Origin of the sequence: Pseudomonas sp. ANT_J12, assembly GCF_008370045.1 — a bacterium.
In the GTDB taxonomy this organism is placed as follows: Bacteria; Pseudomonadota; Gammaproteobacteria; order Pseudomonadales; family Pseudomonadaceae; genus Aquipseudomonas.
Genome location: NZ_VOBN01000003.1, coordinates 83,369 through 98,050, shown reverse-complemented (window position 1 = coordinate 98,050; position 14,682 = coordinate 83,369). Strand labels below are relative to the sequence as shown.

The window sequence follows — 14,682 nt, the reverse complement described above, 5'->3', positions numbered from 1 at the left end:
CGTGAGATCGCTATCGCGGGCAAGCCTTGCTCCTACAGGGGGCATGTCAATCCAGCGGCCCCATCACCTGCCGATATTTCTCCACCCCTTGCGGTGTCTTGCGGGTCAGGCTGATCTCCAGGCCCAAGGGGTTTTCCTTGCGATTGCCGCTCAACTTGCGCCAGCCCTTGTCCGCCTCCCAGACGCGCAACGTGGCGTCGCTGACGTCATTCAGCACCGCCACCCCATCCGTCGGTGCAGGCAACGGGTATTGGCTGCGCGCCGGGGCAATCGCCCGGTACAGCACGTCGCCCTTGAGCCACCAGCGCACCCGTTGCACCTCACCGTTGCCATCGGCTGGCGCACGAATCACATCCAGGCGAAAGCCTTTGCCTTCAGAGCTGCGCACGGTCAGCACGGGCGGGGCGTTGACCGGTTCATCTTCGTTGCCCGGCCGCACCGGTTCCGCCAGCTCGATGCCGGCGCGCAATGCGACGTCCCGCTCCATCTGGTTCAGCGCCCGCAGCAGCACCTGCGTCTGCTCGGTGCTGGCCTGCAAGTGCGCATCGGCGCGGGTCACGCTGTCGAGCCCGCGCCAGGCAATCAGGCTGACCACCGCCATCAGCATGATCGCGACCATCACTTCGATCAGGGTAAAACCTTGTTGGGCTTTCATTGCACGCTCACCTGGCCGGTGGCGCTGCGTTGCACGGCGATGCTGTTGAGGCCATCAGACAAGGTCAGTTGCAACGGCGGGTTGATCCACTCGGCGTTCAGCACGATTTTTTGCCGCACCTGCATTCCTGGCGTCTCCCAAGGCCGGGGCTTTAGCTGCGGATCATTGCTGAAGTGATCAACCCCCTGGCCGCTGTCATTGCGCCGACTGAAGCGAAAACCCTTGGCATCCGCGCGCCAGGTAATCGGCCGCCCATCGGCCCGGGCTTCGGCCTGGGCCACTTGCAGCAACTGCGCCACGCGCGCGGCATCCTTGCGCAACAGGTGCAGTGGGTCGGGCTTGATGCTCAGGCTGATCGCCGCGCTGGCGATGCCGATGATCACCAGCACCACCATCAACTCGATCAGGGTAAAGCCGTGTTGTTTGAAGCCATTCATCCGCTGCGCGCTCCTTTGCGTCGATTTTCATCGTGCACGGTGAAGATGATGAGTGTGTGAAATAAAAACGTGAACATTGCGCTGTAGGCTCGGGGCAGGGACTAAAAGGAGATTCAGCCCATGTCATTCACTGAACGGTTCAGCGCGCCGCAACTGGTTCAATCGATCGCCTTGCTCGCTGCGTTGGCTGGCGTCGTCACCTGGTCATCGTTGCTGCTGACCTCCGCCGAGTCGCGGACCCCGGACATCGCCCCGCAACAGCTCGCGGCCCGCAGCGACAACCCGGCGTTGCAGTGGTTTTCCAACCAGCCGGCAGCGGTCGAGATCAAGGTCAGCGGCGTGATGGCCGGCCGTCGCGGGGCGGTGGCGATCCTGACCCTCAATGGCGGCGCACCGCGCAGTTTTCTGGTCGGGGAAAGCCTCAGTCATGGGGTCAAAGTCGTCGCCATCGAAGGGGATGCGGTGGTGATCGAGCGGGGCGCAGAGAAAAGCCGCATAGAACTCAGCAAATTGCCCGATTCGCCGTTTTTGCCGGATTTGTTGAAGCGATAGATCATTTCCCCCCTGGCCGGCTCAACAAGGTATCGAGCCGCGCCAACGGCGGCGCTTCGCGGCTGCGATCGAACACCTGCAACCCGACCTGCAACAATCGCCCATTCTGCGCACTGCCGATAACCTGTTCGCAGCGCAGCAACAATCGCCCTTGATCACACTCAACCGCCCGCATTCCCGAAGGCAAGCGCCCCTCAAGGCGTAGCTCGGCGAGGCGACTCTGCGCCGCCAGCAAGGCAATCGAGCGGTCGCGCAGCAGGCCGTTGCTCTGGGTCATCAGCCCGGCCACGCGCACGGCGGCGGACATCGCCACGGCAATGATCGCCAGGGCTACCAGCACTTCGATCAGGGTAAAACCGGCTTGTCGGGGAGGGCGGCGCATCGGGCACTCGGGCAGATGGGAGAGCGTCGAGGCTAAGCCCCCGGGCTTGACTGCTTGACGACCAAAGCTCCCGAGGAATTTCAACGTCACTGACATATCTTCTTGCAACACTGCGCGTCGAATCGAATCAAGCCAGGGAATGACGAGATGGATATCGCGCACTGCAAAGCCTCCAGAACCAGCCGCCGTCGACATCATGGGCAGGGCGGTTTCACCTTGATCGAGATCATGGTCGTGGTGGTCATCCTCGGGATTCTCGCCGCCATGGTGGTGCCCAAGGTTCTGGACCGTCCGGATCAGGCTCGGGCCACCGCCGCCAAACAGGACATTGGCGGCTTGATGCAGGCGCTCAAGCTGTATCGCCTCGATCATGGCACTTACCCGAACATGACCCAGGGCCTGAAGGTGCTGGTGGAGCGCCCGGCGGACGCGAAAAACAGCAATTGGCGCTCGTACCTGGAACGCCTGCCGAATGACCCGTGGGGCCGGCCTTACAACTACTTGAATCCGGGCGCCAACGGTGAAGTCGACATCTTTTCCCTCGGCGCCGACGGCCAGCCTGATGGCGACGGCGTGAATGCCGATATCGGCTCCTGGCAGCTGTAAGGCCGGCATGAAAGCCTATTCGCTGACAGCAGCGAAGCAGCGCGGCATGGCGATCATCAGCGCCTTGCTGATCGCGGCGGTGGTGGCGGTGATCGCCGGGGGCATGCTCACCCGTCAGACCGTATTCACCCGCAGCCTGGAAGCCCAGCAGGCGCGGGTCCAGGGCGCCTGGGTGCTCAATGGCGGGATCGAAATCAGCCGCCAGTTGCTGCGGGACGCGCGCCAGCGTGATCCGCTGACCCGACGGGATCAGCCCTGGGCCCAACCGATCATCACGCGCTTGGCGACCCGCACCTTCGACGGCCACCTGGAAGACGAGCAGGGCAAGTTCAACCTGCGCAACCTGATCGCCAACGAACGGATCGATGACGAGCAACTGCGCAACTTCCAGCGTTTGTGCGAATTGATCGGGGTCAACACGACCTTGAGCCAGCGCATCAGCCAACGGGTCATCGCGGCGTATCCGCGACTACTCAATCCCGGATTGGCCGACAAAGCCCCGGCCAGCAGCGGCCTCAACAGCGGTCGCGCCACCTCACCGAATGCCGTGCGCAAACCCGAAGCCGCCAAGCGCCCGATGTTGCGCAGCGTCGAGGATTTGCGCGGTGTCGAGGGCGTTACCGAGACGCTGCTGGCCAAGATCAGCCCCTTTATCACCATTCTGCCGGCCAACACCTGGCTCAACGGCAACACCGCCAGCGCCCAGGTGTTGGCGGCGTATGTGCCGGGGCTGTCGATCGAACGGGCCCAGGCCCTGGTCGCCGAGCGCGATGGCGGGCAGTGGTTTATCAATCGCGGGGACTTCGTCAATCGCCTGCGCATGCCTGAACTGGAGTTGACGACGATCAAGGTCGGCATCACCAGCGACTGGTTCCGGCTGCGTGGCCAGGCGCGCAGCGACCGTCAGCGGGTCAGCCTCGACGCGTTGTTGCGCCGAACCGAAGACCGTTTGCCCCAGGTGATCTGGTCGCGGGTGGGCGTATGAGCCAGTTGCGCGTTGCCTTGCCGCCCTTGGCGCAATTGACCCTCGACAGCGTCGTGACCTTCACCCGGATGGATCGCCAGGGTCAGGTCACGGCCGAGGGGCAGAGCACGTTGCTGCAACTGGGCGGCAACGGTAAAACCCCGGCCATCGCGTTTTTCCTGCATCCCCGGGACAGCCTGCTGGCGAGTATCGAGCTGCCGCTGCTGCCTCCGGCGAAAACCGCGGCGGCGGTGCAGTGCGCGGCGCAGTCGCTGATCCTTGGTGCCTGCGAGCAGATGCACATCGCCCACAGCCCGCGTGATGCCCAGGGCCGGGTGCATATCGCCTGGTTGTCGCGGCAATGGTTGAGCGAATTCGGCCAGTTGCTGCGCCTGGCGCGCTTGACCCTGCGCGGGGTGTACCCGGCCGCCTATGGGTTGCCGGTCAACAGCGCGGGGCTCTACGAGGAGCATTTGCTGGTGCGCCATAGCCTGGAGCATGCCGTGGTGCATCCGCATTTCGACGACGCCCTGAGCGATCTGTTGCTGGAAGCCGGCAGCGGTTTGCAGTGGCTTGGGGGCGCAGCACCTGAAGGAATGGCCAACCGTTTGCCCGAGACGCAACGCTGGACCGGCCCGTTGCCCGGTTGGGGCCTGCACGGCGGTGTGCAGCAACGCAGCACCAGTCAAGCAGGTTGGGGCAGGGCGGCGGCGTTTTGCGCGGTGGCGCTGGCGGTCTGGGTTCTGGGTCTGAACCTGTACGCCGCCCGTGAAGCGGCGCAGGGGCAACAGCTGAAGGCGCAGATGACGCAGCGGGTGAAACAGGCGTTTCCCGAGTTGCCGGTGATTCTCAACCCGCTGCAACAGGCTCGCCAGCAACTGACCGCGCGCCAGGCCAATGCGGCGACCGACGCCACCCAGCGTTTCGCCAGCCTGGTCCTGCAAGCGGGCAGCGGCATGCCGTTCATGACCGGCAGCGTACAAAGCCTGGTGTTCGAAAACGGCGAGCTGCAACTGACGCTGCTGGAGGATGCGCGGCGCAACACGTCCGACAAGACCTGGCAAACCGCACTGACCCAAGCTGGCATTGCGGTCAACGCGACCGATCAGGGTTGGACGTTGAGTCCGGCCACCGAATCAACCGCCAGTGAAGATGACACCCGCACTGGAGCCGACGATGAATAAGCAATCGCTGAGGCTGTTCCGTGCTCGTTCACAGGTGTTTTGGCAAGCCCTGGCCCTGCGGGAAAAACGCATGGTCGCGGGCACGGCGCTGGTACTCGGCGGCCTGTTGACCTGGCTGCTGCTGATCCAGCCGCCGCTGAAAAAAATCGAGGCCTGGCAGGTCGAGACCCCCAAGCTGCGCTCGCAGAACGAAGCGCTGGAGCTGTTGCTGCGCGAAGTCGCCACGGCGCCGGCCGGGCAGAGCCTGGAACAGTCTCTGCACCAGGCGCTCGATGCCGGGGGCCTGGCCGGGCGCTACCAGTTGCAGGCACTGGACGCGGGCTGGCAGTTGACGTTCGAAGACGCCCCGGCCGATGCGGTGATCGGTTGGCTGGTGGGCAACCCGAGGCAGTTTTCTCTTGAAGTGGTCGAGGCTCGTTTGCAGCGTGGAGGCGAGGCCACGACCGATGACACGGCAGGCACTCTGTCGGGAACCGTTCGCATGGATCAGGCGCTGGGCGCTAAGGAAGCTTCATGAAGTGGTCAGGTTCCAACTATGTACGCAAGTCGGCCCGCAGCGCCGCGCCGTTTCTGTTGCTGGCGTTGGGAGCGTGCAGCAATACCGGACCGAATCCGCCGCCCTTGCTGGTGGACAGTGAGCTCGGCCGACCCCTGGCCAACACCCAGCGCAGCGGTGATGCGCTGGTGGATCGGCAACGGGCCCAGACGCAGATCGAACAGCAACCGCGCCCACAGCACAAAATCTCCAATCCTGGCCGCAGCGGCGCGGCCAGTCGCGGGAGTACGCTGCCGGGCAATCCGCTGGGGGATCAGCCGGTCACCCTGAACTTCGTCGAGGCCGACATTCAAGCCGTGGTGCGGGCATTGTCCCGTTCCACCGGGCAGCAGTTTCTGGTCGACCCTCGGGTCAAGGGCAACCTGACCCTCGTGTCCGAAGGCCAGGTCCCGGCCCGTCAGGCCTATGACATGCTGCTGGCGGCCTTGCGCATGCAGGGCTTCAGCGTGGTCGATGTCGGCGGCGTCGCCCAGGTGGTGCCGGAGCCCGATGCCAAATTACTCGGCGGGCCGATCTACAGAGCCGACAAACCGGCCGGCAACGGCATGCTCACCCGCACCTTTCGCCTGCAATATGAAAACGCGGTGAACCTGATCCCGGTGCTGCGCCCGATCGTCTCGCCGAACAACCCGATCAACGCCTACCCCGGCAACAACACCATCGTGATCACCGACTACGCCGAGAACCTGACGCGGGTAGCGCAGATCATCGAAGGCATCGACACCCCGAGCGCCATCGACACCGATGTGGTGCAGATCCAGAACGGCATCGCGGTGGACATCGCCGGCATGGTCTCGGAACTGTTGGAGCAACCGGGCAACGACCCGACCCAGAAGATCTCGGTGATCGGCGACCCGCGCTCCAACGCGATCATCATTCGCGCCGGCAGCCCGGAGCGCACGGAGCTGGCGCGCAACCTGATCTACAAACTCGACAACGCCCAAAGCAACCCGAGCAACCTGCACGTGGTGTACCTGCGCAATGCCCAGGCGGCGAAACTGGCCCAGGCCCTGCGCGGTTTGCTCACCGGGGAAAGCGACAGCGGCGGCAGCGACTCCGCGCGTTCGGTGCTCAGTGCCATGGGCGGCGGCAATGCCAGTGGCGGGCAGAACGGCCAGAGCCAGAGCAACACCAGCCAGACCTCGACCTCCGGCACCAGCACTAGCGGGGGCAACGGTTACGCCCAGGGCGCCAGCAGTTCGGGCACTCAAAGCGGTGCTCAGCAGGCCGACCAGAGCGTCGCTTTCAGTGCTGGCGGCGTGACCATCCAGGCGGACGCGACCACCAACACCTTGCTGATTTCCGCGCCGGACCCGCTGTACCGCAACCTGCGGGAAGTCATCGACATGCTCGACCAGCGCCGCGCCCAAGTGGTGATCGAAAGCCTGATCGTCGAAGTCGGCGAAGACGATGCCAATGAATTTGGCGTGCAGTGGCAGACCGGCAACCTGGCCGGCAACGGGGTGATTGGCGGGGCGAACCTGGGGGGCAGCGGCTTCAAGGCCGGCGGCAAGACCAGCGTCGACGTGTTGCCCGCGGGCTTGAGCGTCGGCTTCCTCAATGGCACCGTCGACATCCCCGGCATCGGCAAGGTCATGGACTTGAAAGTGCTGGCCCATGCGCTCAAGAGCAAGGGCGGCACCAATGTGCTGTCGACGCCGAACCTGCTGACCCTGGACAACGAAGCGGCGAGCATTTTCGTCGGCCAGACCATTCCGTTTGTCAGCGGCAGTTACGTGACCGGTGGCGGCGGCACCAGCAACAACCCGTTCCAGACCGTGACCCGGGAAGAGGTCGGCTTGAAGCTCAACGTGCGCCCGCAAATTTCCGAGGGCGGCACGGTCAAGCTCGATATCTATCAGGAAGTCAGCAGCATCGACGAGCGCGCCTCCAACAGCGTGACCGCCGCGGGCATCGTCACCAACAAACGGGCGATCGACACCAGCATCCTGCTCGATGACGGGCAGATCATGGTCCTCGGCGGCTTGCTGCAAGACGGTTACAGCCAGAGCAATGACGCGGTGCCGTGGCTATCGAGCATCCCGGGGCTGGGCGCGCTGTTTCGCAACGAACGCCGGGCGACCACCAAGACCAACCTGATGGTGTTCCTGCGCCCGTACATCATTCGCGACAGCGGCGCCGGGCGCGCCATCACCCTCAACCGCTACGACTTCATGCGCCGCGCCCAGGGCGGGCTGCAACCGGAACGCAGCTGGGCGATGCCGGACATGCAAGCGCCGCAATTACCAGCGGCGGCCCAAGGCGTGCCGGCGGTGAGTACACAACCAAGGGCGACGATTCGGGCGGTGCCGACTGGCGCAGGGACAGTGCAATGATCCCCGTGGTGAAGGGACTTTATGTGGCGAGGGGGCTTGCCCCCGTTCGGCTGCGCAGCAGCCGCAATACCCATGCCTGCGGTGTATCAGGAGAATTGGGGGGGCGGGATTTGGGGCCGCTTCGCAGCCCAACGGGGGCAAGCCCCCTCGCCACAAGGATAGAGGGGCATTCACCATGAGTGCCTTGCCTTACGCCTGGGCCAAGGCCCAACGCATCCTGCTGCGCAATGCCGACGACGGCGCGGTGTTGACGGTGTGCCCTTCGACGCCAGGCTGGTCGATCAGCGAAGTGCATCGGCAGTTCGGCCCGGCGCGGTTGGAGCGGGTGCGCGATGAAGAGCTCGACGGCTTGCTCGCCAGTGCCTACGCCGACACCGGCAGCGCGGCGGCGGTGGTCGGGGCGGCGGAGAATGAGGTCGATCTGGATCGGCTGATGCAGGACATCCCGGAAATTACCGACCTGCTGGACACCCAGGACGGCGCGCCGGTGATCCGCATGATCAACGCCTTGCTCACCCAGGCGGCGCGGGACGAGGCCAGCGACATTCACATCGAACCCTACGAAAGCCATTCGGTGGTGCGCTACCGGGTCGACGGCACCCTGCGCGACGTGGTGTCGCCGCGCAAGGCGTTGCACGGGGCGCTGGTGTCACGGATCAAGATCATGGCGCAACTCGACATCGCCGAAAAACGCCTGCCCCAGGACGGCCGTATCGCCTTGCGCGTGGCCGGGCGGCCGATTGATATTCGCGTGTCCACGGTGCCCACCGGTCACGGCGAGCGCGTGGTCATGCGCCTGCTCGACAAACAGGCCGGGCGCCTGCAACTGGAAACCCTCGGCATGGACCCCAAGGTACTGGCCAAACTCGACACCTTGATTCGCCAGCCCCACGGCATCGTGCTGGTGACCGGCCCCACCGGCAGCGGCAAAACCACCAGCCTCTATGCGGCGCTGGCACGGCTGGACGCCAGCACCAGCAACATTCTCACTGTCGAAGACCCGGTGGAATACGACTTGCCGGGCATCAGCCAGATCCAGGTCAACGCCAAGATCGACATGACCTTCGCCTTGGCCTTGCGCGCCATCCTGCGCCAGGACCCGGACATCATCATGATCGGTGAAATCCGCGACCTCGAAACCGCGCAAATCGCGGTGCAGGCCTCGCTCACCGGGCACCTGGTGCTGGCGACGCTGCACACCAACGACGCGGTGTCGGCGGTCAACCGTTTGATCGACATGGGGGTCGAGCCGTTTCTGCTGGCGTCGTCGATGCTTGGGGTGTTGGCGCAACGTTTGGTCCGGCGCCTGTGCAATCACTGCAAACAGGAAGACCCCGCCACACCCGGCACCCGGCGCCCTGTAGGTTGCGCAGCCTGCAACCACACCGGCTACAGCGGCCGTACCGGCATTCATGAGTTGTTCTGCATCGACGACGACATCCGCACGCTGATCCACCAGGGCGCGGGTGAACAGACGCTGCGGGCGGCGGCCCGTGAGGCGGGCATGTTCAGCATGCGCGAAGACGGCGAACGCTGGGTGAGCAGCGGCGCCACCGCGCCGGAAGAAATCCTTCGTGTTACACGGGACGCCTGATGAATCGCTACCGTTTTGAAGCCGCCGACGCCACGGGCAAGATTGAGATCGGGCACCTGGAAGCCGACAGCCAGAGCGCGGCGTTCGGTGTGTTGCGCAGTCGCGGCCTGACCGCGTTGCTGGTGCAAATCGAAAACAACACGCCGGCCGGGTCGGGCGGTGGAATGTTCAGCGCCAAGCTCTCGGACAACGACCTGGCCTGGGCCACCCGGCAACTGGCAAGCCTGCTCGGCGCCAGCCTGCCGCTGGAGGCGGCGTTGAGCGCCACGGTGGAGCAAGCGGAAAAAACACACATCGCCCAGACCCTGAGCGCGGTGCGTGCCGATGTGCGCAGCGGCATGCGCCTGGCCGAGGCGTTGGCCGCGCGGCCCCGGGACTTTCCGGAAATCTACCGCGCATTGATTGCGGCGGGTGAAGAGTCCGGCGACCTGGCCCAGGTCATGGAACGGTTGGCCGACTACATCGAAGAACGCAACAACCTGCGGGGCAAGATCCTCACCGCATTCATCTACCCGGGGGTGGTCGGGCTGGTGTCGATCGCCATCGTGATCTTCCTCCTCAGCTACGTGGTGCCGCAGGTGGTCAGCGCGTTTTCCCAGGCCCGCCAGGACCTGCCGGGGCTGACCCTGGCGATGCTCAATGCCAGTGACTTTATTCGGGGTTGGGGCTGGTTGTGTTTCAGCGTCATGGCCGGTGGCTTCTGGGGCTGGCGCTTGTATTTGCGCAACCCGCAGGCGCGGTTGAACTGGCACAGCCGCATCCTGCGCTTGCCATTGTTCGGGCGTTTTGTGTTGGGGTTGAACACCGCGCGGTTCGCCTCGACCCTGGCGATTCTCGGCGGTGCCGGGGTGCCATTGTTGCGGGCGCTGGAAGCGGCGCGCCAGACCCTGTCCAACGACCGCTTGAGCCTGAGTGTCAACGATGCCACGGCCAAGGTTCGCGAAGGGGTCAACCTGGCGGCGGCGTTGCGCGTCGAGAAAGTCTTCCCGCCGGTGCTGATCCACCTGATCGCCAGCGGCGAGAAAACCGGCTCGCTGCCACCGATGCTCGAACGCGCCGCGCAAACCCTGTCCCGGGACATCGAGCGCCGGGCCATGGGCATGACCGCGTTGCTCGAACCCTTGATGATCGTGGTCATGGGCGCGGTGGTGCTGGTGATCGTGATGGCGGTGTTGTTGCCGATCATCGAGATCAACCAACTGGTGCAGTAACGCGCTCGATGAGCACGGCTGTACAAGACAACCCTCGCTTCACTCCCTAGATTCACCCTTTGCCTGCCTGCTTTGAAATAGGCCTGTTGCGCACGGCGCAATGCTGTGTTGCGCCGCGGCCCGATTTCGCCATGGGCGAGCGTTGCGTAACGTGCTCGCCAGGCCGTATCGCACAAGCACACGACGCAAGGGGAAGACGATGGAGCGCAAGACGCTTTATGGCGCAGGACTGTTGGTGGTGGTCGCCGGGCTGGTGTTTTGTGGCGTGATGATGTGGCGGCCCGCCATTGCCCCGCTGACGCAACCCGCCGTCAGCGACAAGCTCAGTGCCAGCCGAGGCGCGCGGGTGGTGGAGCAGGGCGATTGTGCCGTCTGCCACACGCGCCCCGGCGGCGCGTACATGGCTGGCGGGTTGCCGCTGGTAACGCCGTTCGGCACGTTGTACACCACCAACATCACCCCGGATCGTGACACCGGCATTGGCCTGTGGTCCGAATCCGCTTTCACCCGGGCGATGCGCAAAGGCATTGCCCGGGATGGGCATTTTCTCTACCCGGCATTCCCCTACGTGCATTACCGCAAGATGACCGATCAAGACATCGCCGATGCCTATGCCTTTCTCATGAGCGTCGATCCGGTGCACGCGGTGGCGCCGGACAATCACATGATGTTCCCGATGAATTTCCGGCCCCTGGTGTCGTTCTGGAATCTGCTGTTCCTGCACGGCGACCCGCCCCGGGATGATCCGGCGCAATCACCTGCATGGAACCGTGGACGTTACCTGGTGGACGGCGCCGGGCATTGCTCCTCCTGCCATTCGCCGCTCAATTTGATAGGTGGCGAGAAGGGCAGCGAGCTGCTCAACGGCGGCCTCGTCGATGGCTGGCATGCACCGCCCCTCAATGGCATGGCGACGGCCGCGAACCCCTGGAACCAGACACAACTGGTCGCCTACCTGCGTGGCGAGGTCGCCAGCGAACATGGTGGTGCGGCGGGGCCGATGCTGCCGGTGAGTTTGAGCCTGGCGCAAGTCCCGGTCGACGACGTCAAGGCCATCGCCGATTACCTGTTGAGTGTGCAACGCACTGCCGAGGCGCCGCAGCCGTGCCAAACCCTGAAGCCAGAAGCGCCACAGGCCAGTGCAGGCGCCGCAATCTTTGCCGGCGCCTGTGCCAGTTGCCACGGTGCTGGCGCACCGATGCGCGCGGTCGATGGCCGGCCCGGCCTGGCGATGACCTCGGCGTTGCAGGCGGACGATCCGCGCAACCTGATCAAGACCGTGTTCGAAGGCATTCCCTTGTCCACGGGCACCACCAGCCATTACATGCCCGCATTCGCCGACAGCCTGGACGATGCTCATCTGGTGGCCCTCGCGCAGTACTTGCGCGGGCAAAGCTGTGCGAACCGGCCTTGGGCCGATCTGGGCAAAACCGTCACCACCATTCGCAGCGAAGGCCAACCGAAATGATTACCCTGAACGTCAACGGTGCCGATCATCATCTGGACATCGACCCGGACATGCCGCTGCTCTACGCGCTGCGCAATCATCTGCAACTCAATGGCGCCAAATATGGCTGCGGCCTCGGGCAGTGCGGCGCCTGCACGGTGATGCTCGGTGATAAACCGGTGTTCTCGTGTCTGGTGCCAGCGATTGTCGCGACGGGGAAACCGGTGCGCACGGTCGAAAGCCTGGGCAGTGCCGATGAACCCGGCCCGCTGCAAAAAGCCTTTATCGATCAGCAAGCGGCACAGTGCGGTTACTGCATCGCCGGGATGATCATGCGCGCCCAGGCTTTGCTGGAAGTAAACCCCACACCGGACGAGCAGCAGATTCGCGAGCACATGGCGCCCAACCTGTGCCGTTGCGGCACCCATGTGCGGATTCTCGCGGCGATCAAAGCCGTCGTCGCCAGTGAGGTGAAACCATGAAAAACCCGGCGGATGCTTTTGATCCGAGTCGCCGTTCCTTCCTCATCAACGGGGCGCTGGTGGTGGGTTTTGCCCTGGTGCCGGGGGCTCGCCACGCCTTTGCCGACACCGAGGTCGATACCCTGGGCACCACCGTGCTGGCGCCGGATCTGCCGGGCAGTCTCAGGACCAATCCGTATCTGGATGCCTGGATTCGTATCGATGCCCAGGACGGCATCACGGTCTACACCGGCAAGGTCGAACTGGGTACCGGGGTCAAGACCGCGCTGTTGCAGATTGCGGCCGAACGGCTGGAGGTTGTGCCGGCGTCGATTCGCTTTCTCACCGCGGACACGGCGCTGACGCCGAACGAAGGGTATACGGCGGGCAGCCACTCGATCTTCGACAGTGGCACGGCGCTGTTCAACGCGGCGGCTCAGGTGCGTCAATTGCTGCTGGAGTCGGCGGCGCGACAGTGGCAGCAGGAGGTGAGCACCCTGCGCACCCGCGATGCCGTGATCCACGGTGCTGGCGGGCAGTCGATGAGCTATGTGCAGGCCGTTGCGGGCGTGCAATTACACCGTTACGCGATGGCCAATTCGCCGCTCAAGGCTGCGGATCAGTTCACCCAGATCGGCCATTCGCTGCCGCGTCTCGATATTCCGGGCAAGGTCAGCGGCGGTGCCAGTTACGTGCAGGACATGCGCCTGCCCGGCATGTTGCACGCACGGGTGATTCGCCCGCCGCGTCGGGGCAGCCAGTTACTGGACATCGATCAGGGCGCCATCGAGCAGATGCCGGGAGTGGTGAAACTGCTGCGCAATGGCAGCTACCTCGCAGTGGTCGCCCAGGATGAATGGCAGGCGATCAAGGCCATGCGTTCCGGCTACGCCAGTGCACGCTGGACCGAGGGCAATCCGCTGCCGGACTCGCAACACATCCACGAGTTGCTGACCCAGTTGCCGTCACGGCGTTATCCGGTGAGCAACAAAGGCGCGGTCACTCAGGCGTCCGGGCCGGTGTACAAGGCGCGGGTGACCAAGCAATACCTGATGCACGGCTCTATTGGTCCGTCCTGTGCGGTGGCGCTGTTCGAGGCCGGCGGGTTGACGGTCTGGACTCACACTCAGGGCGTTTACCCGTTGCGCGCCGGTATTGCGCAACTGCTGGGCCTGGCCCCGGAAAAGGTTCGCTGCATCCATGTCGAGGGCGCCGGTTGCTACGGGCATAACGGCGCCGACGATGCCGCTGCCGACGCCGCGTTGATCGCCATGGCCGTGCCGGGTAAACCGGTGCGGGTGCAATGGATGCGCGAGCAGGAAAACCTCTGGGAACCCTACAGCTCGGCGATGCTGACCGAACTTGAAGCCGGGCTGGACGCCAGCGGCAAGTTGCAGAACTGGAGCTACGAACTCTGGACCACGCCCCACAACGAACGCATCGTCAACGCCGGGCGACTGCTGCCGGCGTGGCTGTTGGCCAAACCCTTTGCCCCGGCACCCTCGGTGCCCATCGCCCAACCGGAAGGCGATGGCGATCGCAACGCAGTGCCGCTCTACGACATCCCCAACAGCCAGATCAACATGAACTTCCTGCTGCAGATGCCCTTCAGAACATCGGCCATGCGCTCCCTGGGCGCGCACATCAATGTGTTTGCCATCGAAGCGGCGATGGATGAACTGGCGGCGCGATCGGGGCAGGATCCGCTGCAATTTCGCTTGCAGCATTTGACCGATCCCCGGGCCCAGGCTGTGATCAAGCGAGTGGCACAGGCATTCGCCTGGCCCCACAAGGCACCCGGACCGGGGAGTGGCATCGGCTTCGCCTTCGCCCGCTACAAGAACATCATGGGTTACTGCGCCATTGCCGTGCAGTTGCACGTGCAGCGCCAGACCGGTGAAGTGGTGATCGACCGGGTGGTGACGGCGGTGGATGTGGGGCAAATCGTCAGCCCGGATGGCCTGCGCAATCAGGTCGAAGGCGGGATCATCCAGTCGGCCAGTTGGACCCTGTATGAGCAGGTGGAATACGATCCGCAAGGTGTGCGCAGCTACGACTGGAGCGGTTACCCGATCATCCGTTTCCCGGCGCTGCCGCGTCAGGTCGATGTGCATTTGCTCGATCAGCCGGGTGAGGCCTTTCTCGGGGCGGCGGAAATTGTGCAAGGACCGATGGCGGCGGCGCTCGGCAACGCCATGGCCGACGCCACGGGCCAGCGGTTGCTGCACTTGCCTTTGGCCCGCAAGGGTTGGCACGAAGTACTGCGCGCATAACCCCCTGCAAGAGGGTTGCGGTGA

The 14,682-nt window shown here is 64.5% G+C and carries 14 protein-coding genes; 11 read left to right on the top strand and 3 right to left on the bottom strand.

Going from position 1 to position 14,682, the window contains the following annotated elements:
* Nucleotides 1-46: 46 nt before the first annotated feature.
* Together FQ192_RS08695 and gspH are read right to left on the bottom strand one after the other, a co-directional pair.
* Nucleotides 47-655: a type II secretion system protein J gene (locus tag FQ192_RS08695; RefSeq protein WP_149658234.1), complete on the bottom strand. Its 609-nt coding sequence runs from the start codon at nt 653-655 to the stop codon at nt 47-49.
* Nucleotides 652-1,092, bottom strand: coding sequence for a type II secretion system minor pseudopilin GspH (gene gspH, locus FQ192_RS08690; protein ID WP_149658233.1), 441 nt, complete (start codon nt 1,090-1,092; stop codon nt 652-654). Before gspH ends, FQ192_RS08695 begins: the two co-directional genes overlap by 4 nt.
* 120 nt (nt 1,093-1,212) lie before the next feature.
* Between gspH and FQ192_RS08685 the strand changes: the two genes are divergently transcribed.
* Complete coding sequence (locus FQ192_RS08685) at nt 1,213-1,644, top strand: type II secretion system protein N (protein ID WP_149658232.1); 432 nt, start codon at nt 1,213-1,215, stop codon at nt 1,642-1,644.
* 1 nt (nt 1,645) lies between these two features.
* On the opposite strand, the gene gspI is transcribed toward FQ192_RS08685, so the two are convergent.
* Nucleotides 1,646-2,026 carry a type II secretion system minor pseudopilin GspI gene (gene gspI, locus FQ192_RS08680; RefSeq protein ID WP_149658231.1) on the bottom strand — a complete coding sequence of 127 codons (381 nt, stop codon included), beginning with the start codon at nt 2,024-2,026 and terminating at the stop codon, nt 1,646-1,648.
* Between the two features lie 147 nt (nt 2,027-2,173).
* On the opposite strand from gspI, the gene gspG reads away from it, so the two are divergent.
* From gspG to FQ192_RS08630, 10 genes are all read left to right on the top strand, one after another.
* Nucleotides 2,174-2,632 (top strand): type II secretion system major pseudopilin GspG, encoded by a 459-nt coding sequence (gene gspG, locus FQ192_RS08675; protein WP_149658230.1) that lies wholly within the window; start codon nt 2,174-2,176, stop codon nt 2,630-2,632.
* Between the two features lie 7 nt (nt 2,633-2,639).
* Nucleotides 2,640-3,617: a type II secretion system minor pseudopilin GspK gene (gspK, locus tag FQ192_RS08670; protein WP_149658229.1), complete on the top strand. Its 978-nt coding sequence runs from the start codon at nt 2,640-2,642 to the stop codon at nt 3,615-3,617.
* Nucleotides 3,614-4,780 carry a type II secretion system protein GspL gene (gene gspL / locus FQ192_RS08665; protein ID WP_149658228.1) on the top strand — a complete coding sequence of 389 codons (1,167 nt, stop codon included), beginning with the start codon at nt 3,614-3,616 and terminating at the stop codon, nt 4,778-4,780. The genes gspK and gspL overlap by 4 nt, the downstream gene beginning before the upstream one ends.
* The gene (gene gspM, locus FQ192_RS08660; RefSeq protein WP_149658227.1) at nt 4,773-5,297 is read left to right on the top strand and encodes a type II secretion system protein GspM; all 525 of its coding nucleotides are present in this window, start codon (nt 4,773-4,775) and stop codon (nt 5,295-5,297) included. Before gspL ends, gspM begins: the two co-directional genes overlap by 8 nt.
* The gene (gene gspD / locus FQ192_RS08655; RefSeq protein ID WP_149658226.1) at nt 5,294-7,672 is read left to right on the top strand and encodes a type II secretion system secretin GspD; all 2,379 of its coding nucleotides are present in this window, start codon (nt 5,294-5,296) and stop codon (nt 7,670-7,672) included. Before gspM ends, gspD begins: the two co-directional genes overlap by 4 nt.
* A 175-nt stretch (nt 7,673-7,847) precedes the next feature.
* Nucleotides 7,848-9,266: a type II secretion system ATPase GspE gene (gene gspE, locus FQ192_RS08650; RefSeq protein WP_149658225.1), complete on the top strand. Its 1,419-nt coding sequence runs from the start codon at nt 7,848-7,850 to the stop codon at nt 9,264-9,266.
* Complete coding sequence (gene gspF, locus FQ192_RS08645; protein ID WP_149658224.1) at nt 9,266-10,477, top strand: type II secretion system inner membrane protein GspF; 1,212 nt, start codon at nt 9,266-9,268, stop codon at nt 10,475-10,477. The genes gspE and gspF overlap by 1 nt, the downstream gene beginning before the upstream one ends.
* Before the next feature lie 199 nt (nt 10,478-10,676).
* Nucleotides 10,677-11,945, top strand: a complete 1,269-nt coding sequence (locus FQ192_RS08640) for a c-type cytochrome (protein WP_149658223.1) — start codon at nt 10,677-10,679, stop codon at nt 11,943-11,945.
* Nucleotides 11,942-12,406: a (2Fe-2S)-binding protein gene (locus FQ192_RS08635; protein ID WP_149658222.1), complete on the top strand. Its 465-nt coding sequence runs from the start codon at nt 11,942-11,944 to the stop codon at nt 12,404-12,406. Before FQ192_RS08640 ends, FQ192_RS08635 begins: the two co-directional genes overlap by 4 nt.
* Complete coding sequence (locus FQ192_RS08630; protein WP_149658221.1) at nt 12,403-14,658, top strand: molybdopterin cofactor-binding domain-containing protein; 2,256 nt, start codon at nt 12,403-12,405, stop codon at nt 14,656-14,658. Before FQ192_RS08635 ends, FQ192_RS08630 begins: the two co-directional genes overlap by 4 nt.
* Nucleotides 14,659-14,682 lie beyond the last annotated feature (24 nt).

Bases quoted from the DNA above. Each gene is read 5' to 3' on its own strand.
- FQ192_RS08640 (WP_149658223.1), top strand. From the start codon at position 10,677: ATGGAGCGCAAGACGCTTTATGGCGCAGGACTGTTGGTGGTGGTCGCC.
- gspG (WP_149658230.1), top strand. From the start codon at position 2,174: ATGGATATCGCGCACTGCAAAGCCTCCAGAACCAGCCGCCGTCGACAT.
- gspE (WP_149658225.1), top strand. From the start codon at position 7,848: ATGAGTGCCTTGCCTTACGCCTGGGCCAAGGCCCAACGCATCCTGCTG.
- gspD (WP_149658226.1), top strand. From the start codon at position 5,294: ATGAAGTGGTCAGGTTCCAACTATGTACGCAAGTCGGCCCGCAGCGCC.
- gspI (WP_149658231.1), bottom strand. From the start codon at position 2,026: ATGCGCCGCCCTCCCCGACAAGCCGGTTTTACCCTGATCGAAGTGCTG.
- FQ192_RS08635 (WP_149658222.1), top strand. From the start codon at position 11,942: ATGATTACCCTGAACGTCAACGGTGCCGATCATCATCTGGACATCGAC.
- gspH (WP_149658233.1), bottom strand. From the start codon at position 1,092: ATGAATGGCTTCAAACAACACGGCTTTACCCTGATCGAGTTGATGGTG.
- gspL (WP_149658228.1), top strand. From the start codon at position 3,614: ATGAGCCAGTTGCGCGTTGCCTTGCCGCCCTTGGCGCAATTGACCCTC.
- gspK (WP_149658229.1), top strand. From the start codon at position 2,640: ATGAAAGCCTATTCGCTGACAGCAGCGAAGCAGCGCGGCATGGCGATC.
- FQ192_RS08695 (WP_149658234.1), bottom strand. From the start codon at position 655: ATGAAAGCCCAACAAGGTTTTACCCTGATCGAAGTGATGGTCGCGATC.
- gspM (WP_149658227.1), top strand. From the start codon at position 4,773: ATGAATAAGCAATCGCTGAGGCTGTTCCGTGCTCGTTCACAGGTGTTT.
- gspF (WP_149658224.1), top strand. From the start codon at position 9,266: ATGAATCGCTACCGTTTTGAAGCCGCCGACGCCACGGGCAAGATTGAG.
- FQ192_RS08630 (WP_149658221.1), top strand. From the start codon at position 12,403: ATGAAAAACCCGGCGGATGCTTTTGATCCGAGTCGCCGTTCCTTCCTC.
- FQ192_RS08685 (WP_149658232.1), top strand. From the start codon at position 1,213: ATGTCATTCACTGAACGGTTCAGCGCGCCGCAACTGGTTCAATCGATC.